The organism is Flavobacterium urocaniciphilum (assembly GCF_900110615.1).
GTDB lineage: Bacteria > Bacteroidota > Bacteroidia > Flavobacteriales > Flavobacteriaceae > Flavobacterium > Flavobacterium urocaniciphilum.
This window is the reverse complement of record NZ_FOEI01000010.1, coordinates 1-21,276: the sequence shown is the minus strand read 5'-3', so window position 1 is coordinate 21,276 and position 21,276 is coordinate 1. Positions and strand designations below refer to the sequence as shown.

The window sequence follows — 21,276 nt, the reverse complement described above, 5'->3', positions numbered from 1 at the left end:
TATGAAAACAGCATATATAGTATCCGCTTATCGTACAGCAGTAGGAAAAGCACCAAAAGGATTATTTCGTTTTAAAAGACCAGACGAATTAGCCGCAGAAACTATCGAACATATGATGGCGCAATTGCCAAATTTAGATAAAACCCGAATTGATGATGTTATGGTAGGAAATGCAATGCCAGAAGCAGAACAAGGGTTGAACGTGGGGCGTTTAATTTCTTTAATGGGATTAAAAGTAACTGATGTGCCTGGTGTGACCGTAAATAGATATTGTGCATCTGGATTAGAAACTATCGGAATGGCAACGGCGAAAATTCAATCAGGAATGGCACATTGTATCATTGCTGGTGGTGCAGAAAGTATGAGTTATATTCCAATGGGTGGTTACAAACCAACTCCAGATTATAAAGTTGCTGCGGCCGGAAATGAAGATTATTACTGGGGAATGGGATTAACAGCAGAAGCTGTTGCCAAACAATTCAACATTTCTAGAGAAGATCAGGATAAGTTTGCTTACGAATCTCATATGAAAGCGTTGAAAGCACAAGCGGAAGGTAAATTCGATAATCAAATTGTACCAATTTCAGTGGAACAAACTTTTGTTAATGAAAATGGTAAAAAAGAAACGAAATCATATGTGGTTTCTAAAGATGAAGGACCAAGAGCGGGAACTTCTATTGAAGCTTTGTCTGGATTAAAACCGGTTTTTGCTGCTGATGGATCCGTAACGGCAGGAAATTCTTCTCAAATGAGTGATGGTGCTGCTTTCGTTTTAGTAATGAGTGAAGAAATGGTGAAAGAGTTAAACTTAGAACCAATTGCTCGTTTAGTCAACTTTGCTTCAGCAGGTGTAGAACCTAGAATCATGGGAATCGGACCAGTAAAAGCTATTCCAAAAGCATTATCTCAAGCAGGTTTGTCTCTAAAAGATATCGATTTAATTGAATTAAACGAAGCATTTGCATCTCAAGCTTTAGCAGTTACACGTGAATTAGGTTTAAATCCGGATATCATTAACGTAAACGGTGGAGCAATTGCATTAGGACATCCTCTTGGTTGTACGGGTGCTAAATTATCTGTTCAATTATTTGAAGAAATGAAACTAAGAAAATCAAAATACGGTATTGTTTCTATGTGTGTCGGAACCGGACAAGGAACTGCTGGAATTTTCGAATTGATGTAAGCTATTTAAAAACCAACATAAAAAATATAGAAATGGAAGATATAACTAGAGGAGGACAATTCCTTGTAAAAGAAACAAAGTGTGAGAGTGTTTTCACACCAGAAGATTTCAACGAAGAACAAATTATGATGCGCGATTCTGTTAAAGAATTCGTAGACAAAGAACTTTGGGCGCATAAAGATAAATTTGAGAAAAAGGATTATGCGTATACAGAACAATGTATGCGTAATGCTGGAGAATTAGGATTTTTAGGAGTAGCTGTTCCTGAAGCATATGGCGGATTAGGAATGGGATTCGTAAACACAGCTTTAGTATGTGATTATATTTCTGGTGCTACAGGATCATTTTCAACAGCTTTTGGAGCGCATACTGGAATTGGAACTATGCCAATTACTTTATACGGTACAGAAGAACAAAAACAAAAATATGTTCCAAAATTGGCTTCAGGTGAGTGGTTTGGTTCGTACTGTTTAACAGAACCAGGAGCAGGATCGGATGCGAATTCTGGAAAAACGAAAGCGGTATTATCAGCAGATGGAACACACTATTTAATTTCTGGACAAAAAATGTGGATTTCTAACGCAGGTTTTTGTAATATAATGATTGTTTTTGCTCGTATTGAAGATGATAAAAACATTACAGGTTTTATTGTTGAATACGATAGAGATAATTTAAACGGAATTTCACTAGGTGAAGAAGAACATAAATTAGGTATTCGTGCGAGTTCAACACGTCAGGTTTTCTTCAATGAAACGAAAGTTCCAGTAGAGAATATGTTAGCGGGTCGTGGTGAAGGTTTTAAAATTGCGATGAATGCTTTAAATGTTGGTCGTATTAAATTAGCGGCTGCGTGTTTAGAAGCACAAAGAAGAACTATTTCTGGAGCAGTTAAATACGCAAATGAAAGAATGCAGTTCAATACGCCAATTTCTAGTTTCGGAGCCATTCAATCAAAATTAGCGGAAATGGCTACGAATTGTTTTGTTGATGAAAGTGCAGTTTATAGAGCGGCTGGAGATATTCAAAACAGAATTGAAGCTCGTGAAGCAGATGGCAATTCACACCAAGAAGCAGAATTAAAAGGTGTAGAAGAATATGCAATTGAGTGTTCTATCTTAAAAGTTGCAGTTTCTGAGGATGTTCAAAATTGTACAGATGAAGGAATTCAAATTTTTGGAGGAATGGGATTCTCTGAAGATACACCAATGGAATCAGCTTGGAGAGATGCTCGTATTGCTCGTATTTACGAAGGTACAAACGAGATCAATCGTATGCTTTCTGTGGGAATGTTAGTAAAAAAAGCCATGAAAGGTCATGTTGATTTATTAGGTCCAGCTATGGCTGTTGCCGAAGAATTAATGGGAATTCCATCTTTCGATGTGCCAGATTACACTGAGTTATTAGCAGAAGAAAAAGAAATGATTGGTAAGCTGAAAAAAGCATTTTTAATGGTTGCTGGTGCAGCAGTTCAAAAATTTGGACCAGATTTAGAATCGCACCAACAATTATTAATGGCGGCTTCAGATATGCTAATTGAAATTTATATGGCAGAAAGTGCTATTTTAAGAACGGAGAAAATGGCTAAGAAATTAGGTGCTGATAAAGTTGCTGAACAATTAGCAATGTCTCAATTATATTTATACAACGCAGTTGATGTAGTAACTCAAAAAGGAAAAGAAGGAATTGTTTCTTTTGCTGAGGGCGACGAACAACGTATGATGTTAATGGGATTACGCCGTTATACAAAATATGTAAACATGCCTAATGTTGTTAAATTGAGAGAGCAAATTGCCGCTAAGGTAATCGCAGAAAATAATTATTGTTTTTAATAATTAGTTTAATTTGTTTGTAAAAAAAATCCCTTCTAATATTTATTAGAGGGATTTTTTTATGCTATATATTAAGTATTAATCTCCAAATCTTTAATATAATCTTCGTGCTCATAAAAGAAACGTTCAAAAGCATCCATCTTATCATAGAAGAAATTGAAAATGGTTTCCCAGTCGGTTTTTCGGTTTAAACTTACATTTGAAAGTTCCACCCAAATTCGACTAATTACTTTTCCATTCTCTAAATACAAATTGCGTTCGAAAATTGCATCTGGTAAAAATTCTTCCAACAAAATATCTTTTAAAGATTCTACTTTTTCATAGTAAATGGTTCTTTTGTTGTCTTCTTTTGGCTCAATATCTAGCATTACGTATGCCTTTTTATTGTCGACATTAAATTTAAAAGTGACATCTTTAATTTTGGTATTATACAATAACCACTTTCTTGGATATTCGTTTCCAAAAGTGCTCCAAAATTCTTTTTTTATTAATTGTGCTTCTGCTTTACTATACATTTATGTAAATATTTTTGTACCTTTATGTGTTAGAATTTAAAAAAAATGCAATTCCATTACTTTATAAATAATATTACAAATTTAAAGAAAGAAAAGTTGTTGGCCACAGATGCGCACATAAAAATGGCACCTTTGGAACGAATTACTTATCTTAAGGATAAATCGTATACCGAAAAACAACCTAGAAATGCAGCAGTTTTGATGTTGGTTTATCCTAAAAATGACTTAGCGCATTTGGCTTTAATAGTTCGTAATACTTATCCAGGAGTGCATTCTTCACAAATTAGTTTTCCTGGTGGGAAAGAAGAAGTAGAAGATGAAAATTTAGAATATACGGCATTAAGAGAAACGGAAGAAGAGGTCGGAATAGAAATGCATCGTATAGAAATTATTAGACAGTTTAGTGAAATTTACATTCCACCAAGTAATTTTTTGGTCACACCTTATTTAGGTTTTTCAACGGAGAATTTAGAATTCAAACCGAATCCAGATGAGGTTAAAAGGGTTTTGGAATTACCTATTCATCAGTTACTTAATGATGAAATTATTGTACAAACAAAAATGACCACTTCTTATGCTACAAATATTGATGTTCCAGCTTTTCAAGTGGAAAAATATGTAGTTTGGGGAGCTACTGCAATGATGCTCAGTGAATTAAAAGAGTTGTTTAAAAATGCGATCAAGTAGTTTAAAATTGCTAAATTTGCAACCCTTTTTCAAACTTAAAACTTATGGGATTATTTAAAAGAAATCCATTCGGACATATATTATTCATCAAGACGTGGTTAATCCGTATTCTTGGTTTAATTACACATAGTCGTTACAGAAGCTTTAATAATTTGCAAATTGATGGTTCTGAAATTATTAGAAGTTTACCAGATAGAAACGTTCTTTTTATTTCAAATCATCAAACCTATTTTGCTGATGTTACTGCAATGTTTCACGTATTTAATGCTGCTTTAAAAGGTAGAGAGGACAATATTAAAAACGTAATGTATTTATGGAAGCCTAAATTAAATATGTATTATGTTGCAGCTAAAGAAACCATGCAAGAAGGATTATTACCAAGAATTTTAGCTTATGTTGGTGCGATTACAGTTGAAAGAACTTGGCGTGCAGAAGGAAAAGATATTAAAAGAGAAGTAAATCCAAACGATACCGAAAACATTAAAATTGCTTTAGAAGATGGTTGGGTTATTACATTCCCACAAGGAACAACACGTTCTTTCAAACCAGTGCGTAAAGGAACAGCTCACATTATTAAACAACATAAACCAATAGTTGTACCAATAGTAATTGATGGATTTCGTCGTTCATTTGACAGGAAAGGATTATTCGTAAAGAAAAAAGGAATTCTACAATCTATGGAAATTAAACCACCATTAGAAATTGATTACGAAAATGATTCAGTGGAAAAAATTGTTGAACAAATTGAATTTGCAATCGAACAACATTCATCATTTTTAAAAGTTATTCCTCAAGAAATTTTAGAAGAAGAATTGAAACTCAATCGTGAGCGTCAATGGAAATATTAAAATAAAAAAAGCCGTTCAATTATCGAACGGCTTTTTTATTTAGAAATCTATTTTTTGTAATTCTTTATAGTTTTTATTTAATCGTCTTAATAATAAACCGTAAATCAATTTGTAGAAAAGCCAAATAATAATGGTAAATACTAAAATAATTAAGAAATATGAACCAAATACAATTAAATAACCTTTAGAGGAATTTGTTCCAAATTTGTTTAAAATATCTTGAATTTTGGGTTCGTACATCGCTTGAGAACCAAAAAATAAAATTAAAGATAAAGCAATCATGGCTAAGTTATACGTAACGTATTGTTTAACCGTTTTTCTAGAATTAATAATGGTTTTTAATAATTGATTAATTGAATCTGTAGCGTTAATTTTTTTGTAATTGCTATAAAATCTATAAATGAAATAAGCAATTACTCCAAAGTTAATTATGGATAAAATTTGCATTATGGTTTTTAAATGATATTTCTCTAGCATCTTCCAATAAGTATCGTTACTTGTAAGTACACTTAATCCTGTCCAAAAAACAATTTCTAGAACGCTAATGATAAAGATCCATTTTACTATAGAAGACGAACTTTTGTGCAACATCGAATAAATTTCTTTTTCAGAAACTTGCTTAAATTGCATATCGTTTTTCTTCCAGTCTTTTTTTAATAATTCTAATTCATCCATGGGTTACGGATTTAATATTTTTTTAAGTTTCCCTTTAATTCTATTCATTTTCACACGAGCATTCACTTCGCTAATTCCTAAAGTTTCCGAAATTTCGGTGTAATCGTTGTCTTCTAAATATAAAAAGATTAAAGCTTTGTCAATGTCATTCAGCTCAGATATTGCTTTATACATTAATTTCAACTGCTCTTCTTCTTCGTAATTATATTCGTCTGTTTTAATTCTATGAAATTCTGTATCAAAAGGAGTAGTTTCAATACTTCTTTTTTTCTTTCGATATAAAGTAATTGCGGTATTTAATCCAACACGATAGGCCCAAGTAGTAAATTTGGAATCGCCTCTAAATTGTGGATAAGCTTTCCATAACTGAATTGTAATTTCTTGAAACAAATCATTATGAGAATCCTGATCAGATGTATATAGCCTACAAATTTTGTGGACAATATTCTGATTTGCCTTTAATTGTTTAACGAAACTTTCTTCCGATTCAGATTTCATACACTATAAGTAGAAATGTTTTTGCATTTGTTACAAAGATGATTAAAAAAAAGTAAAATGTATTTAGAAAAGAGGCTAGTAAAAAGTAAAAAGAATCAAGTTGAAAATGTTAAAAAATGCTTTGAGAACTTTGAGAAAAATCTTTGGAAACTTTGTGATTAGAAGAAATTAAAAACTTAAATTTGTAAATAAACACTTCAAAAATGAACATACCAGATGCTGAATTAAAAAGAATTGTAATTATTGGCGGTGGGTTTGCTGGAATTTCTTTAGCTAAAAAATTAAGAAATAAAAACTATCAGGTTGTGATGTTAGATAAACATAATTATCACACCTTTCAACCTTTATTATATCAAGTAGCAACAGGTGGTTTAGAGCCAGATTCTATCGCATATCCAATACGAAAAGTTATCAAAGAATATAAAGATTTCTATTTTCGGTTGGCAGATGTAAAAGAAATAGATGCAGCGAACAATAGGATTATTGCAGATATTGGCGATTTACATTATGATTATTTAGTAATTGCCACAGGCACAAAAACAAATTATTTCGGGAATAAAGAAATTGAACGAAATAGTATGTCAATGAAAACAATTCCACAATCTTTAAATATTAGAAGTTTAATTTTAGAGAGTTTTGAAGCAGCACTTTTAACTGATGACGAAGCGGAACGTGAAAGTTTAATGAATTTCGTTTTAGTAGGTGGTGGTCCAACGGGTGTGGAATTAGCTGGTGCTTTAGCAGAAATGAAAAAAGCAGTATTGCCAAAAGATTATCCCGATTTGAATATCAATAAAATGCAAATTCATTTAATTCAAAGTGGAGATAGAATTTTAGATAGCATGACGGAAAAATCGTCTATAGCTTCCGAAAAATTCTTAACTAAACTGGGAGTTAATGTGCATAAAAATGTTCGTGTTACAGGTTATGATGGTTTTGTTGTGTCAACAAATTCGGATTTAGAATTGCATTCATCAACAGTTATTTGGACAGCTGGAGTGGCAGGAAAATTAATTTCTGGATTAAACAAAGAAGCCATTTTTGAAAGAATTGATAGGATAAAAGTTGATGCCCATAATAAAGTAAAAGGTTACGATACTATTTTTGCTGTGGGTGATATTTGTATCATGGAAACGGAAAAGTATCCAAAAGGACATCCGCAAATGGCACAACCTGCTATACAACAAGGCGCATTATTAGCAGAAAATTTTGTCAATTTGCAAAATAATAAGCCGTTAAAAGCGTTTGAATATAACGATAAAGGTTCGATGGCAACTATTGGAAGAAACAAAGCTGTGGTAGATTTGCCTAAATTTCATTTTAGTGGTGTGTTTGCATGGTTTGTCTGGATGTTTATCCATTTAATTTCCTTAATCGGATTTAAAAATAAAGCAGTTGTTTTCTTAAATTGGGTATATAATTACATTCGTTTTGATAGAGAAGCACGTTTAATTATCAGACCTTATAAAAAGAAATTGCAACAATCATTTACTTCGGATGAGGTTTAGGGATAAAGAGCCAAGTCAAAAGTAAAAAGTCAAAAGAAATAAGTCAAAAGAAAAAATATTAGCGAACTTTGCAATGTCATCCTGAGCTTTTCGAAGGAATTTGCTAGTTTGCAATTAAATAAAAAATATGATTACAGAAGAACAATTTCAAAACGAATTAAATTTAATAATTTCCAATGCCATTAGAGAAGATGTTGGTGATGGCGATCATAGTTCATTAGCTTGTATTCCAGCTTCAGCTCAAGGAAGCGCGAAACTTTTGGTAAAAGATAACGGAATTATTGCTGGTGTAGAATTTGCCAAAATGGTTTTTAATTACGTAGATCCAAACATGAAAGTGGAAACTTTTATTCAGGATGGTACTGATGTGAAACATGGAGATGTCGTTTTTCATGTGCACGGAAGTTCGCAATCGATATTAAAAGCAGAACGTTTGGTTTTAAACAGTATGCAACGAATGAGTGCTATTGCTACTAAAACCAAAGAGTATGTTCGTTTAATTGAAGGAACCGGCGCGAAAATTTTAGATACTCGAAAAACAACTCCAAATTTTAGAGCTTGTGAAAAATGGGCGGTTAAAATTGGTGGTGGTGAAAATCATCGTTTCGCTTTATATGATATGATCATGTTAAAAGACAATCATAATGATTTTGCGGGTGGAATTACAGCTTCTATTGCTAAAACGAAAGACTATTTAAAAGAGCACAATAAAGATTTAAAAATTATTGTAGAAGCTAGAAGCATTGCTGAAGTAGAAGAAATTTTAGCTGCTGGTGGAGTTTTTCGTATTTTATTAGACAATTTCGATTTTGAAACGACTAAAAAAGCAGTAGAAATTATTGGCGATAAATGTTTAACAGAATCTTCTGGTAATATCAACGAGAAAACCATTAGAGAATATGCGCTTTGTGGTGTAGATTATATTTCATCAGGTGCTTTAACGCATTCGGTTCATAATATGGATTTGAGTTTAAAAGCTATCTAATGCCAATATTATTGAAAGAATACATAAAAAAGATTCCTTTTGTGAATGTGTTTGTCAATTTTTTAAAATCGATCAAACCAGCAATTTTTCACGAAATGTCTTTGTATGATGTCATCAAATTATATTTTGAAGGAATCGCAAATGGAGCCGTGACTCAAAGAGCAAGTGCCATCGCATTTAGCTTTTTCATGGCTTTGTTTCCTTTTGCATTATTTCTGTTTAACTTAATACCATATATTCCATTAGAAAATTTTCAAGCCGACTTTTTAGAATTCGTTTCACAAAATGTACCACCAAATACATACGATGCCATTGCCAATATTATTAATGATATTTTAAATAAAAGTCATAAAGGATTACTTTCAACCGGTATCTTGTTATCTATTTATTTAATGTCGAATGGTATAAATGCTTTATTGGACGGATTTGAAATGTCTTCACATATTAGTATTAAAAGAGGATATTTCAGACAATATAGTATAGCAATTGGATTATCTTTAATTATTGCCTTTTTGCTGATTTTTACCGTTGCTGCAATCGTTGTGTTTGAGATTTTTATTCAAAAAATTGAAAATCAAGTCGGATTATCTACCAATGCTTCAGTATTGCAAATTTGTCGATATGTATTTGTCGGAATGATGGTTTTAACCATTACTTCAATGTTGTATAAATTAGGAACGAAAGAAACGAAACAAGTTGCTTTTTTTAGTTACGGATCAATTTTTACAACCTTACTTTTTGCTTTATCTTCTTATGTTTTTGGAATTTATGTAGAGCGATTTGCAAGATATAATGAATTATATGGTTCAATTGGTACACTTCTTGTAATGATGTTTTATGTATGGATAAACTGCATTTTGCTTTTAATAGGTTTCGAATTAAATGCATTTATTTATAAAATGAAGAAAAAAAATTAATATATTAGCAATAACTAAAAAATATAACAATATGAAAAAACAATTTTTAACTTTATTCATTGCTTTAACAGCAATATTTGCTTCAGCTCAAAAAACAGTTGGAGATGTAAAAGTAGATGCCAAACTAGCAATTGAAGGACAGAACTTAACATTAAATGGAGCAGGAGTTCGTGAAAAACTGTTTATGGATATGTATGTTGGTTCTTTATATGTTACTAAAAAATCTACTGATGGAAATGCAATTTCTGCTGCTAACGAAGCAATGGCAATTAAATTGAATATTGTTTCAGGTTTAATTACTTCAGAAAAAATGACTACTGCAATTAATGAAGGATTCGAAAATTCTACAGGTAAAAAAACAGCACCATTAAAAGCAAAAATTGATAAGTTTAAAAGTTTCTTTAAAGAAAAAATTAATAAAAAAGATATTTTTATTATCGTTTATGTTCCAGGTGAAGGTGTTTCAGTATACAAAAACGGAACTAAAAAAGGAACAATTGATGGTTTAGATTTCAAAAAAGCATTATTCGGAATTTGGTTAGGTAATAAACCTGCAGATGACGACTTAAAAGCAGGAATGCTTGGAAAATAAAAAAAATCCCGACGTTAGTCGGGATTTTTTTTTATCTATTATCCGTGATAAACTCTCGAGAAAATAATTTTACCATCCTTAATTTCTAATACTTCTGCAACTAACATATCTTCTTCATTCTCAACTTGACGAATATATTCCATAAATACTCTATCGTTATTTGCCGTTAAAGAAGTTACTTTATAATGTAAAGTCGGTAATCTATCAAAAGCATCTTGCCACCAAATTCTCAATTCGTTTTTTCCTTTTATTAATCCTTCTGTTTCTGGCTTTCTGATTTTTAATTTCGGACTAAAATGCTCCGCATGATCATCGTACAAGCTTAATAAATTTTCTAAATTATGTTGGTTAAAAGCTTCGAACCATTTAAAAGCAATAGTTTCGTTGTGTTGTGACATAGTACTAATTTTTGATGGCAATTTACATTTTATTCTAAGAAAAAAGCCATGATGAACATGGCTTTTATTAACAGTTGGTGTTTATTAATTGGTTATAAATAGATCGAAATAAAATTGTGAAGCCCAACAAGACGCTGTAGTGAAATTTCCATATGAGTCTGATCTTGCTATATTCACTACAATTGAATTTGTTGATTTTGAAGCATAGTTTAAAGTAAATACATCTGGTAAAGATGAGGTGTTGTTTACAGTAAACATAATTGCATTTGGTGAAAACGGAAGCGGCGGATTAAACGTATATTCAACTTGTAAACGTTCCGCTAATACCGGTCCAGAAGCAACTTGAGCAGTTCCAGTTGGAGTAGTTGCGGTAACTGTGTTTGTTGCCGTTTGTTTTTGTAATATTTTCCAAGTTATAGTTGTATTCGTTCCTAGTATGGATTTTGTAAATGTTCCAGTTGAATTTACACTATAATTAAAACAAGATGGAATGGTAAATCCGCTCACCGCTATTATTTGTGGTAGATTTGGAATTGAACTATTTGTTAAGGATTGCCATGAAGCATTACCATTCGCATCAGATGTTAAAACTTTACCTGCTGCTTGTGCTCCATCAACAATACGAATAACAGAACTTGAAGTTGTACCAGTAATTAATATATCATCTAAATATGCTTTGTCTTCTCCAGAATTTTGAGATCCATCTTTTAAATATCTCCAATTTAAAGTATGATTACCAGCTGGTAAATTATAAGTATACGTTGCCCAAGATACATTTCCTGACCATTGAGTAATTTGTGTACCATTTACAAAAAATCGAAGATAGTCAAAGTTACCTTCTGAACTTACTCTATATTTAAAAGTTAAAACTGCAGGTGAAGTTAAGGTAACTGTTGCCGTTAAATTGGTTTGTTGATTATGGGTAATTCCACCAGAAGCTGCTGAGTAAGTTCCGGCTCCAACTTGGGTATTTTGTACATACCAATTCTGACTTCCAGAAGTTGTTAGTGTTCCTAATGAATTCGCTTCAAAATTTTCATTTAAAATACTTACTGCTGGTCCAGAATTTTCAACATGTAATTTTGTAGTTGGAGTAGCAGTTCCAATTCCTACATTGCCTGTATTGCCATTATAAATATTGTTGCCAGAAAAAATCCAATCATTATCCGCTCCGCCTAAAGGAGCCCAGTTAGTGCCATTCCAAAAATAAAACCCAGTTCCAGTAGTGGTATTGGTATTATAAACTAACAAACTAGTAGCTGGAGAAGTAATCGGTGACGCACTACTTAAGTTAGGAATTGAAATTCTTGGAATTAATATACCTTTGTCAGTTGCTTCTATGTCGAGTATTGAACTGCTGTTTGGAGTAGTTGTGTTTATTCCAACTTGACCAAGTGTTAGTAAAGGCAGTAGAAATAAAAATAAAACTTTTTTCATAATTGAGATGATTTGTGTTGTTCTAATCATCAAAATTATTAGGAGTTGTTACGACTTTAATTTTTGAGGGACAAATGAATGCGTTATAGGGACGAATTCATCAAACGTCTATTTTATTTTTTTGTATTTGTAAGATATATATCAATATTTTCTTTAAATGATTTTGAAATTGGAATTTTAAATTCATTTATCTCTATTAAATTTTTTGAAACAGAAGTAATACAATTAAAATTTACAATAAAGCTTTTATGGGTTTGAACAAAATTAGAAGGTAAATTTTCTTGAAATTCATGAAGCGTATTTCGGTATTTGTAAATTTCTTTATTGGTATGAATGTTAACGTAATTTTTATCACTTTCTACAAATAAAATGGCGTCGAGATTCAGTTTAATGGATTTATCTCCAATTTTAATTTGAATTTGAGGAAGTTCTGATTTTCCTATTTCTTTATTAAAATTAATTAAAGCTATTTCAATTGCTGTTAGTAAATCGTGTTGTTGAAATGGTTTTACTAAATAACCATAAGGTTCGGTTTCAATTGCTGAGCGAATTGTTTTTGTATCAGAATAAGAAGTTAAATAAACAAAAGGAATTTTTTTATGATTGGTAATATATGTCCCAATATCAGTTCCTTTTTTTTGTCCTTTAATATTAATGTCGATAATAGCAAAATCGATGTTTTCTTCATTTAAGATGGAAATCGCTTTGTCATAATCCATAGCGCGTCCTTTTACATTATGACCTAAAACGATTAAGTTTTTTTCAATGCTTTTTTGAGTGATGTATTCATCTTCAATAATCAATATGTTTAATTTTTTACTAATCATGAGAAGAAAAAATAATAGTTATAGTTGTGCCTTTGTTTAAATTTGAATCAATAGAAACTTCACCGTTTATTTGTTCTGATAATCCATGAATTAAATCTAAACCAATTGAATCATTAGTGTCAATTTCATTTATATCGAATCCTTTTCCATTATCTGAAATTTTTAAAATATATTTTTTAGGCGAAACTTCTTCAAAATAAATTAATAGTTCTCCTTTTAGTACTTCTTTAAAAGCATGTTTATAAGAATTACTTATAATTTCAGTAACAATCAAACTTAAAGGAATAGTAATATCTAAGGATAATAAAACGGGTTGAATGTTGTATTTAATTTCTATTTCAATTCTGTTATTTTGAGCTTGTTGAATTTGCTGAATCAATTCTTCAATATATTCTCTAATATTAACTTCACTATATAGTTCTTTTTGATACATGTTTTTATGTATTAAAGCAATAGTTTGAATACGATTTTGTCCTTCTTTTAATTTGTCTATAAGTTCAGTATTGTTTGTACTTAATAATTGTAAGTCTAAGATACTTGAAATTATTTGCAAATTGTTTTTCACTCGATGATGAACTTCTTTTAATAATATTTCCTTTTCCTTTAGGGATTGTTCAATTTCACTTTTTTGATTAGAAATTGCCAAATTCATTTTTTCAATTTGACGTTTTCTTTTAAGAATATTGATATATAAATATGAAATAATGATAATTGTTAATGCAAAAAAGGAAATTAGAAATATTAATATTTTAATATTACGATCTTCTAATTCGTTGTTTTTTTGACGAATGGTATTCTCATTTTCTATTAAAAGATAATCTATTTCTTGACTTTTAGATTGTTTTGAATTTTCATTTTGAATTTCTGAAACACGTAAATTGTATAACTCTTTTTGTAGTTCTAATGCTTTTTTATAATTACCAATTAAAGAAAAATAATTAATTTGAAAACTGATGTATTGGTATTTATAATTCGGATGATCATCTTGATGTTTTGCATTATAAAGTTGTGTGACATTAAAATTTTTAAAATCTTTAATGTTTAATTGAGCATTTGCCAATATGTAGGAAGCTTCAGTGTATAATTCTGCTCCTGGTTTAATTTTAGAAAATACATTTTTGAGAATAATTTGTATGGCATCCTCATTTTTAGCTTGACGTACTTTTAATCGAGCTAAATTATTTTGAACTGTAAAATATAATTCTTTATAGTTTGTAGATAATGTATCTAATGATCGCTTTGCTAATTGAATCGACTTATTAAAATTGATTTCGCTTTTTTTATAATCGCTTATTACATAATAATATAAACCTAAATCATTTGTAGCTGATGGAATAATTAAAGAATCTCTTAAAGGATTTTTTTTAAGCAATTCAATTTCATTAGCTAATTGAATAGTCGCTTCTTTATATTTTTTCATTTTAAAAAATAACTTACTTTTTAAGTTATAATCCCATAATGGTATTGAAACATTTTTTTTGGAAAGCTCTTCAATTTTAGAATTTATTTCAATAGCTTTTGAAAAAATATTGAGTTCTAAATACGATTCGTATAAAGAAAGGTATACTATTAATAAATGTTTTGGAAGTATGGTTGGACTATCATCTATTAAAACTTCATTAATTTTTAATATAGATTGTATGTAATTGCCTTTTGCTTTTTCAATTAAACCTTGTGAAAGCCTTAAATTAAGTAATTCTTTTTTGTGGAGATTTTCAATGTCTATTTTTTGAAATTCTTTTTCAAATACACCAATATGTTTTATTTTTTCTTCATTACTTAATTCTATATAATAAGTGCATTTTTTTTCCAAATTCATTTTTTTTAAATCTTGAACAGAATTAATCTGACCATTACTTAAAGTAAAAGTGAAAAAAAAGAATAATAGTAATGTTTTTTTTAAGCTCAATAGTTGTGTTTTGAAGAATTAAATGTCGCTTAACAAGTGGTAAATATATAATATTAAAATTAATTGTATAAAAAAACCAAGCCTAAGCTTGGTCATTCGAATATTAAATAAAAAAATAATTATGAAGTTTTAAGATGAAATAATACTAATATTAATTCGTAATAAAAGCATCAAAATAAAATTGTCCTGTCCAACAATTGGCACCCGATTGTTCTGCAAAACGCTCTACTCTAGCAATATTAATTGTTACTGAAGATTGCGATTTATTAGCATAATTTAAAACAAAAACATCTGGAAATCCACTATTGTTGTTCGCACTAAAAATGAAACCATTTGGATTAAAGGGTAATTGCGGACTAAAATTATATCTAACTTGAAGTCTTTCTGCTAATACTTCAGCACGTGCTAATTGATTTCCGCTTACTAATTGGGAACCACTTTTTTGTTGTCTGCCTAAAACTTCCCAACTTACTGTAGTTGGAACTCCTTTTATAGTTACGCTAAAACTACCCGTAGATCCTACACTTACATCATTACAAATTGGAATAACCATTCCTTGAACCGAAGCCATAATAGGAATATCTGAAATACTACTATTGGTAATTGCCTGCCAAGAAGCATTACCACTAGCATCTGAAGTTAATACTTTTCCACTGGCTTGATTTCCATCTACAATTCTCATTGCAGGTGGTGCAGCAGTTACAATTGAAATATTATCAATATATGCTGCATCTGAACCCGAACTTGATGAAGAATCTTTACTGTATTCCCATCTTAATGTTCTAGATCCTGCTGCTAATATATAGGTTTGTTGTGTCCAACCAATTGCTCCAGACCACTGATTTTGTTGAATCCCATCTATATAAAAACGTAAATAATCATAATTAGATTCACTACTTACATTATAGAAAAAACTTAATGTGGCTCCACCAGAAGGTATTACAATTGTGTGCGACATTTGTGTACTTTGATTATCGGCAATTGTTCCCGATTTTGCAGCATAACTTCCAGCATATTTTACAGTAGTTTGAGTTGCCCAGTTTGCATTTCCACCAGTAGTAAATGGAGTAATGGCGTTGGTTTCAAAATTCTGATTTAATAAGGTAGAAGGTGATCCAACATTTTCTACATGAAATTTTGTAGTTGGAGTAGTAGTTCCTACACCAACATTTCCGGTGTTATTGTTATAAATGTCATTTCCGACTTTAGTCCAATGACTAGTGCCACCAGTAAAAGGTGTCCATTTTGTTCCATCCCAATAATAAAATCCAGCACCAGTTGTTGTATTGGTGTTGTAAACTAACAAACTTGTTGCAGGTGAAGTTATAGGTGCTGCTGCATTTAAATTTGGAATTGAAACTCTTGGAATTAATAAACCTTTATCAGTAGCATTAATATCTAGCATTGAACTAGCGTCGGGTGTTGTGGTGTTTATACCAACTTGAGCCTGTATAAATAAAGGGAAAAGTAAAGTAAATAGTAGTTTTTTCATGACTTAGTAGTTATTTTAACTACGAAAATCAGATATAATTTTTAAGTTTTAAAAAAACTGGGAAATATGAATCGAATTTAGGGAAATATGGTTAAATTGAATGTAAAATGTTTAAAACCAAATCCTTGTGAGATTTTGAAATCGGTATTTTATTATCATTAATTATTACAGTAGAATTGGAAAATTCTTTCACCTTTTGAGTGTTTATAATAAAACCTTTATGCGTTTTGATGAAATAATTGGGCATGATATTTTCAAAATCTGAAATGGTGGAACGATAACGATAAACATCCTCTTCACAATTTATAATCAAATAATTTTTATCACTCTCAATATATAATATCGAATCGAAATTAATTTTAGTATACACTTCATTATGTTTTACTAAAAGCTGCTTTTCATTAGAATTCTGACTTTTATTAAAATTTAAAATGGCAATTTCAATAGCAGTAAATAAATCGTGCTTTTGAAAAGGCTTTACCAAATAACCTAATGGATTTGATTGTAAGGCGTTTTTAATGGTTTCGGTATCAGAATAGGCGGTTAAATATAAATGAGGTAAATTGAAATTTTCAGCAATATTATTCCCTAACCAAATACCGTTTTGTTCTCCTTTTATATTAATATCCAAAATAACAAAATCAACAGGTTTGCTTTTTATAATTTCAATCGCATCTGCTGCATTCATTGATGTGTCAATTACTTCATAACCAATTTCAGTAAGATAATTACAAATGGTTTTTTGAGTAATGTATTCGTCTTCAACAACTAATATTTTTATAGGATGTTGTGTCATTTTTGTTCTTTAAATTGAATTTTAATTAAGGTTCCGTGATCATTTGAAGTTTCAATTTTACCTTCAATTTGCTGACTTAATCCATAAATTAAATCGAAACCTACCGTTTTACTATTTCTATCGATGTTAAGATTTTCTGGTAATCCAATTCCGTTATCTTTTATAATTAATTGATAGGATTCGTTATTTGTTTTTAAAATGGAAATTGAAATCAATCCTTCGTTTTTACCAATAAATGCATGTTTGAAGCTATTCGTAATGATTTCATTGATGATCAAACTTAAAGGAATAGCGGTATCTATATTCAATCGAATGTTTTCAATTTCTATATGTATTTCGATGTTTTTATGATCATTGATATTTGCTTTTTTAATATATGAAATCAATTCATTAATATACGTCTTAAAATCTACTATATTGAAATTCTCATTTTGATACATGGTTTTATGTAACAATGCAATAGTTTGAATTCTATCCTGACCTTCAACTAACAATTTTTTGGTTTTTTCATCAGTAATAGTATTATTCTGTATGTTTAAAATCCCAGAAATAACTTGAAGATTGTTTTTTACTCTATGATGAATTTCCTTTAATAATAACTCTTTTTCGTGTAAAGATGTTTTTAATTCTTCTTTTTTATTAGAAATGGAAACATTCATTTTTTCAATTTCAATTCTTTTGCGGCGGTTATTTCGTAAGGCTATTGTTCCTGTCACTAATAAAGCAATCAATCCTATTATAATTATTATAAGGTTTGTTTTTTCCTTTTCTTCAATAATTAAATTTTTAGTAGCAACTTCCTTTTCTTTATTTTCAATAAAATAGTTTAATTCGGTACTTTTCAAAAGATTCAAATTTTGAACTGTAAGCAAAGAATCTTTTAAATGTTTAATTTCTGAAGTGATTTCTAAGGAAGTTTTATAGTCTTTTAGTTTCTTGAAATAGGAAGCCTGAATTTCTAAAAACTGAATTTTTAAAGTAATGTCTTCTAAACAGCAAATTTGTTTTAACGAATTGATAATTTCTTCTGATTTCTTTACATTATTAGTTTTTAAATAAGCATCGCCTAACAACAATAAACTTTGTATATATATAGGAGTGTTTTTGTTTTCAACTTTATTTAAAACCTCATTATTTAAAATCGAAATGGTTTTATTGTATTCTTTAATTTCTAAATATAAACTCGCCATATTACTTTGTGAACTTAGTATTATGCTTTTATATGCTGATGGATTTGTAGATTTCAAACTTCTATTTGCTGTTTGAATCGATTTGTTGTAATACAATAAAGCGTTTTTGAAGTCTTTATTTAAATGATAATAGAATCCTAAATCATTATAAGCCGAAGGAATAATTAAAGAATCTCTTTTCGTATTTTTATATAACAATTGAATTTCCTTTTTCAATTGAGAAATCGCTTTGTCATATTGTTGTAATTGTAAATAGAGTCTACTTTGTATATTATAACTCCATAAGGGATAATCAACACCATTTATAATTAAGGTGTTTATTTTTTTGTTAATGTCAAATACCTTGGAATATAAATTAAGTTTTAAGTAGCATTCTTGCATGGCTACATAAATATCCATGGTTTCTCTTTCTGATAAATTGAAAGCTTTGTCTGAAATTAAGTCGTTAAATTTAGAAATGGCTTCTAAATTTTCATTTTGTATCTGATTAATTAACCCAAGAACAAAAAGGAAATGTTTTTTGTGAGTATAGTTTTTAGAATTTTGATTCAATAAGCTGGAAAATTCCTTTTTGAAAAAAGTGATGTTTTCAACTTTATCTTCATTGCTTAAACTTCTAAAAAAAGTAACCTTATCAATATTATTTTTAGAGTTGAATTTTTTCTTAATTATTTCGTTAGAAAAACTCAGTGCTGTTAAAAGCGAAAAAAATATTGATAAGGCAATTTTATTCATTATTTAAAATAAGAGAAATCGTGATTGTTTTCAATTTTTAATAACGATTCGTATATTAATTTAATTACATTTTCTACATCATCTCGGTGAACCATTTCTACAGTTGTATGCATATAACGTAACGGTAACGAAATTAAAGCACTTGGTACACCGCCATTACTATAAGCAAAAGCATCAGTATCTGTCCCGGTAACTCTTGAAGTCGCATGACGTTGAAATGGAATTTTTTTAGCTTCTGCCGTATCGGTAATTAAATCTCTTAATTTATTTTGCACGGCTGGCGCATAGGCAATAACCGGACCTTTACCCATTTTTAAATCACCTTCAATTTTTTTATCAATCATTGGTGTATTGGTGTCGTGACAAACATCCGTTACAATTGCAATGTTTGGCTTGATACTTTGTGTAATCATTTCTGCTCCACGTAAACCAATTTCTTCTTGAACTGCATTTACAACATATAATCCAAAAGGTAGCTTTTTCTTGTTTTCTTTTAACAGTCTTGCCACTTCCGCAATCATGAAACCACCCATTCTGTTGTCAATGGCTCTACAAACGAATTTATTTCCATTTAAAATTTCAAATCCATCAGGATACGTAATCACACATCCTACATGTACACCTAAATTTTCAACTTCTTCTTTTGAACTACATCCACAGTCAATAAATATGTTTTCAACTTTGGCTGTTTCTTCAGCTTTACCGCTTCTTCCTCGTGTGTGAATTGCTGGCCAACCAAAAACACCACGAACAATACCTTTTTTGGTATGAATGTTTACTCTTTTTGAGGGTGCAATTTGATGATCACTTCCTCCATTTCTTATTACATATATTAAACCATCATCAGTTATATAGTTAACGTACCAAGAAATTTCATCACTGTGTCCTTCAATTACTACTTTAAAAGGTGCGTCTGGATTTATTACTCCTACTGCTGTACCATAATTATCTGTTATGAATGTGTCAACATAAGGTTTCATATAATCCATCCATAATTTCTGACCTTCACTTTCGTATCCTGTAGGTGAGGCATTATTTAAATAGGCTTCTAAAAAAGCAATTGAACTATCTTTTAAAATACTTTTCATTTATTTGATGTTTTTTGTGCTAAAATAAAAAATTGGCATTGAACTTGCTAATTAAATTTATAATTTTACACTTTATATATATAGGTATGCATAGACTGATTTTAATTTTACTTTTTGGGTTCTCTTTAGTACAAGCGCAAGAAAAAACAAAAACCGATTCTTTAGCAATTGAACAGGACACATCGTACATTAAAGAAATTGTTATTGAAGAAGTATTGGTTACCGATGCGCATACTGAAAAATTAACTAAAGAAGAAAAAGAACAAATTTTACTTTTACAAAAAAGAGTAAGGGTGGTTTATCCCTATGCGAAGCTAACTGCTGAGAAGTTAGTGAATATAAACGCAACAATGGATAAGCTTAAAACGAATAAAGAAAAAAAGAAATATTTTAAACTAGTTGAAAAATATCTTAATGAAGAATTTGAACCTAAACTAAAAAAGCTTTCACAAAAGCAAGGACAAATTTTAGTTAAACTAATAGATAGACAAACTGGGCAAAGTACTTACGACCTAATTAAGAATTATAAAAGTGGATGGAAAGCCTTTTGGTCTAATAATACAGCTAAAGTTTTTAATATTGATTTGAAAAAAAAGTATAATCCAATGGAAGTTCCAGAAGATTACTATATAGAAACATATCTTATTAGATGTTTTGAAGAAGGTAAATTAGTAAAACAAGAAGCTAAAAATCCAATTTCTGAAACAGAATTAATCGAAAATTGGGTAAAAAAGAATGGAGCTAAGAAAAAAAGCTAATCAATAAATAAGAATTTATACTATATAATATATATAGGTGATAATATTTTGGGTTGTAAAAACTGAATTTGTAAGGTTTTTACAACCCTTTTTATTTGATGCATGCTTGTTGTTTTAGTTTTTGCGTGTTTATCGATAAAATGTAATATAAAATCGACGAAGGTAACTTCCTGTAAACGTGAGTTTAACAAAAAACTTTCAAAAAAGATTGCAAAAAGGCTTGCGTAATTGAAAAAAGGTGGTACTTTTGCACCCGCAATCAACAAGTAGTTGAGCGCACAACAAGCGAAGTTCTTTATTTAATGTGATATAAATCTTTAAGGGTTTGAGTTTAAGGCGAAAGCGAAAAACTTTAAAAAAACTTCAAAAAAGATTTGGATTATAAAAAATAAAGATGTTATCTTTGCAC

20 protein-coding genes are annotated in these 21,276 nt (G+C 30.0%); 9 read left to right on the top strand and 11 right to left on the bottom strand.

Annotated elements, in window-relative coordinates; genetic code table 11:
* Nucleotide 1 precedes the first annotated feature (1 nt).
* Nucleotides 2-1,183: a thiolase family protein gene (locus BMY86_RS12595; RefSeq protein ID WP_091470171.1), complete on the top strand. Its 1,182-nt coding sequence runs from the start codon at nt 2-4 to the stop codon at nt 1,181-1,183.
* A gap of 32 nt (nt 1,184-1,215) precedes the next feature.
* Nucleotides 1,216-3,012, top strand: coding sequence for an acyl-CoA dehydrogenase family protein (locus BMY86_RS12590; RefSeq protein ID WP_091470168.1), 1,797 nt, complete (start codon nt 1,216-1,218; stop codon nt 3,010-3,012).
* Nucleotides 3,013-3,083: 71 nt separating this feature from the next.
* Here the strand turns inward: BMY86_RS12590 and BMY86_RS12585 are convergent, their stop codons facing one another.
* Entirely contained in the window at nt 3,084-3,527 is a 444-nt protein-coding gene (locus BMY86_RS12585) for a DUF4268 domain-containing protein (RefSeq protein WP_091470164.1), read from the bottom strand.
* A 45-nt stretch (nt 3,528-3,572) separates the two neighbouring features.
* Between BMY86_RS12585 and BMY86_RS12580 the strand changes: the two genes are divergently transcribed.
* Nucleotides 3,573-4,214: an NUDIX hydrolase gene (locus BMY86_RS12580; RefSeq protein WP_091470161.1), complete on the top strand. Its 642-nt coding sequence runs from the start codon at nt 3,573-3,575 to the stop codon at nt 4,212-4,214.
* Between the two features lie 44 nt (nt 4,215-4,258).
* Nucleotides 4,259-5,062, top strand: a complete 804-nt coding sequence (locus BMY86_RS12575) for a lysophospholipid acyltransferase family protein (RefSeq protein WP_091470158.1) — start codon at nt 4,259-4,261, stop codon at nt 5,060-5,062.
* A gap of 39 nt (nt 5,063-5,101) precedes the next feature.
* On the opposite strand, the gene BMY86_RS12570 is transcribed toward BMY86_RS12575, so the two are convergent.
* Nucleotides 5,102-5,737, bottom strand: coding sequence for a hypothetical protein (locus BMY86_RS12570; RefSeq protein WP_091470156.1), 636 nt, complete (start codon nt 5,735-5,737; stop codon nt 5,102-5,104).
* Between the two features lie 3 nt (nt 5,738-5,740).
* Nucleotides 5,741-6,235 (bottom strand): RNA polymerase sigma factor, encoded by a 495-nt coding sequence (locus BMY86_RS12565; protein ID WP_091470153.1) that lies wholly within the window; start codon nt 6,233-6,235, stop codon nt 5,741-5,743.
* A 203-nt stretch (nt 6,236-6,438) separates the two neighbouring features.
* On the opposite strand from BMY86_RS12565, the gene BMY86_RS12560 reads away from it, so the two are divergent.
* The 4 genes from BMY86_RS12560 to BMY86_RS12545 all read left to right on the top strand — a co-directional run bounded on the left by BMY86_RS12560 (nt 6,439) and on the right by BMY86_RS12545 (nt 10,237).
* The gene (locus tag BMY86_RS12560) at nt 6,439-7,743 is read left to right on the top strand and encodes an NAD(P)/FAD-dependent oxidoreductase (RefSeq protein WP_091470149.1); all 1,305 of its coding nucleotides are present in this window, start codon (nt 6,439-6,441) and stop codon (nt 7,741-7,743) included.
* 127 nt (nt 7,744-7,870) lie between these two features.
* On the top strand, nt 7,871-8,728 hold the full coding sequence (gene nadC / locus BMY86_RS12555; RefSeq protein WP_091470146.1) for a carboxylating nicotinate-nucleotide diphosphorylase: 858 nt from the start codon (nt 7,871-7,873) through the stop codon (nt 8,726-8,728).
* Nucleotides 8,728-9,645 carry a YihY/virulence factor BrkB family protein gene (locus tag BMY86_RS12550; RefSeq protein ID WP_091470143.1) on the top strand — a complete coding sequence of 306 codons (918 nt, stop codon included), beginning with the start codon at nt 8,728-8,730 and terminating at the stop codon, nt 9,643-9,645. The genes nadC and BMY86_RS12550 overlap by 1 nt, the downstream gene beginning before the upstream one ends.
* 31 nt (nt 9,646-9,676) lie before the next feature.
* Nucleotides 9,677-10,237, top strand: a complete 561-nt coding sequence (locus tag BMY86_RS12545) for a chalcone isomerase family protein (RefSeq protein WP_091470139.1) — start codon at nt 9,677-9,679, stop codon at nt 10,235-10,237.
* Between the two features lie 38 nt (nt 10,238-10,275).
* Here BMY86_RS12545 and BMY86_RS12540 read toward each other — a convergent pair whose 3' ends face one another.
* From BMY86_RS12540 to BMY86_RS12505, 8 genes are all read right to left on the bottom strand, one after another.
* Nucleotides 10,276-10,635, bottom strand: coding sequence for a nuclear transport factor 2 family protein (locus BMY86_RS12540; protein ID WP_091470136.1), 360 nt, complete (start codon nt 10,633-10,635; stop codon nt 10,276-10,278).
* Nucleotides 10,636-10,719: 84 nt separating this feature from the next.
* Nucleotides 10,720-12,072: a hypothetical protein gene (locus tag BMY86_RS12535; RefSeq protein ID WP_091470132.1), complete on the bottom strand. Its 1,353-nt coding sequence runs from the start codon at nt 12,070-12,072 to the stop codon at nt 10,720-10,722.
* A 113-nt stretch (nt 12,073-12,185) separates the two neighbouring features.
* Complete coding sequence (locus BMY86_RS12530) at nt 12,186-12,875, bottom strand: LytR/AlgR family response regulator transcription factor (protein ID WP_177177181.1); 690 nt, start codon at nt 12,873-12,875, stop codon at nt 12,186-12,188.
* Between the two features lie 16 nt (nt 12,876-12,891).
* On the bottom strand, nt 12,892-14,718 hold the full coding sequence (locus BMY86_RS12525) for a sensor histidine kinase (RefSeq protein ID WP_143065672.1): 1,827 nt from the start codon (nt 14,716-14,718) through the stop codon (nt 12,892-12,894).
* Nucleotides 14,719-14,959: 241 nt separating this feature from the next.
* Nucleotides 14,960-16,300: a hypothetical protein gene (locus tag BMY86_RS12520; protein WP_091470126.1), complete on the bottom strand. Its 1,341-nt coding sequence runs from the start codon at nt 16,298-16,300 to the stop codon at nt 14,960-14,962.
* A 91-nt stretch (nt 16,301-16,391) separates the two neighbouring features.
* The gene (locus BMY86_RS12515) at nt 16,392-17,096 is read right to left on the bottom strand and encodes a LytR/AlgR family response regulator transcription factor (RefSeq protein ID WP_091470123.1); all 705 of its coding nucleotides are present in this window, start codon (nt 17,094-17,096) and stop codon (nt 16,392-16,394) included.
* Complete coding sequence (locus tag BMY86_RS12510; protein ID WP_091470121.1) at nt 17,093-19,021, bottom strand: tetratricopeptide repeat-containing sensor histidine kinase; 1,929 nt, start codon at nt 19,019-19,021, stop codon at nt 17,093-17,095. Before BMY86_RS12510 ends, BMY86_RS12515 begins: the two co-directional genes overlap by 4 nt.
* Nucleotides 19,021-20,109 (bottom strand): M42 family metallopeptidase, encoded by a 1,089-nt coding sequence (locus tag BMY86_RS12505; RefSeq protein ID WP_091470119.1) that lies wholly within the window; start codon nt 20,107-20,109, stop codon nt 19,021-19,023. Before BMY86_RS12505 ends, BMY86_RS12510 begins: the two co-directional genes overlap by 1 nt.
* An 86-nt stretch (nt 20,110-20,195) precedes the next feature.
* Between BMY86_RS12505 and BMY86_RS12500 the strand changes: the two genes are divergently transcribed.
* A complete protein-coding gene (locus BMY86_RS12500) occupies nt 20,196-20,867 on the top strand; it encodes a DUF4294 domain-containing protein (protein ID WP_091470115.1) in 672 nt (223 codons plus the stop codon).
* The last annotated feature ends 409 nt before the right edge of the window (nt 20,868-21,276 follow it).

Excerpts from the sequence above, each read along its gene's own strand:
- BMY86_RS12575 (WP_091470158.1), top strand. The coding sequence starts at position 4,259 with ATGGGATTATTTAAAAGAAATCCATTCGGACATATATTATTCATCAAG.
- BMY86_RS12565 (WP_091470153.1), bottom strand. The coding sequence starts at position 6,235 with ATGAAATCTGAATCGGAAGAAAGTTTCGTTAAACAATTAAAGGCAAAT.
- BMY86_RS12510 (WP_091470121.1), bottom strand. The coding sequence starts at position 19,021 with ATGAATAAAATTGCCTTATCAATATTTTTTTCGCTTTTAACAGCACTG.
- BMY86_RS12590 (WP_091470168.1), top strand. The coding sequence starts at position 1,216 with ATGGAAGATATAACTAGAGGAGGACAATTCCTTGTAAAAGAAACAAAG.
- BMY86_RS12500 (WP_091470115.1), top strand. The coding sequence starts at position 20,196 with ATGCATAGACTGATTTTAATTTTACTTTTTGGGTTCTCTTTAGTACAA.
- BMY86_RS12520 (WP_091470126.1), bottom strand. The coding sequence starts at position 16,300 with ATGAAAAAACTACTATTTACTTTACTTTTCCCTTTATTTATACAGGCT.
- BMY86_RS12540 (WP_091470136.1), bottom strand. The coding sequence starts at position 10,635 with ATGTCACAACACAACGAAACTATTGCTTTTAAATGGTTCGAAGCTTTT.
- BMY86_RS12580 (WP_091470161.1), top strand. The coding sequence starts at position 3,573 with ATGCAATTCCATTACTTTATAAATAATATTACAAATTTAAAGAAAGAA.
- BMY86_RS12515 (WP_091470123.1), bottom strand. The coding sequence starts at position 17,096 with ATGACACAACATCCTATAAAAATATTAGTTGTTGAAGACGAATACATT.
- nadC (WP_091470146.1), top strand. The coding sequence starts at position 7,871 with ATGATTACAGAAGAACAATTTCAAAACGAATTAAATTTAATAATTTCC.
- BMY86_RS12570 (WP_091470156.1), bottom strand. The coding sequence starts at position 5,737 with ATGGATGAATTAGAATTATTAAAAAAAGACTGGAAGAAAAACGATATG.
- BMY86_RS12535 (WP_091470132.1), bottom strand. The coding sequence starts at position 12,072 with ATGAAAAAAGTTTTATTTTTATTTCTACTGCCTTTACTAACACTTGGT.
- BMY86_RS12550 (WP_091470143.1), top strand. The coding sequence starts at position 8,728 with ATGCCAATATTATTGAAAGAATACATAAAAAAGATTCCTTTTGTGAAT.
- BMY86_RS12585 (WP_091470164.1), bottom strand. The coding sequence starts at position 3,527 with ATGTATAGTAAAGCAGAAGCACAATTAATAAAAAAAGAATTTTGGAGC.
- BMY86_RS12505 (WP_091470119.1), bottom strand. The coding sequence starts at position 20,109 with ATGAAAAGTATTTTAAAAGATAGTTCAATTGCTTTTTTAGAAGCCTAT.
- BMY86_RS12545 (WP_091470139.1), top strand. The coding sequence starts at position 9,677 with ATGAAAAAACAATTTTTAACTTTATTCATTGCTTTAACAGCAATATTT.
- BMY86_RS12525 (WP_143065672.1), bottom strand. The coding sequence starts at position 14,718 with ATGAATTTGGAAAAAAAATGCACTTATTATATAGAATTAAGTAATGAA.
- BMY86_RS12595 (WP_091470171.1), top strand. The coding sequence starts at position 2 with ATGAAAACAGCATATATAGTATCCGCTTATCGTACAGCAGTAGGAAAA.
- BMY86_RS12560 (WP_091470149.1), top strand. The coding sequence starts at position 6,439 with ATGAACATACCAGATGCTGAATTAAAAAGAATTGTAATTATTGGCGGT.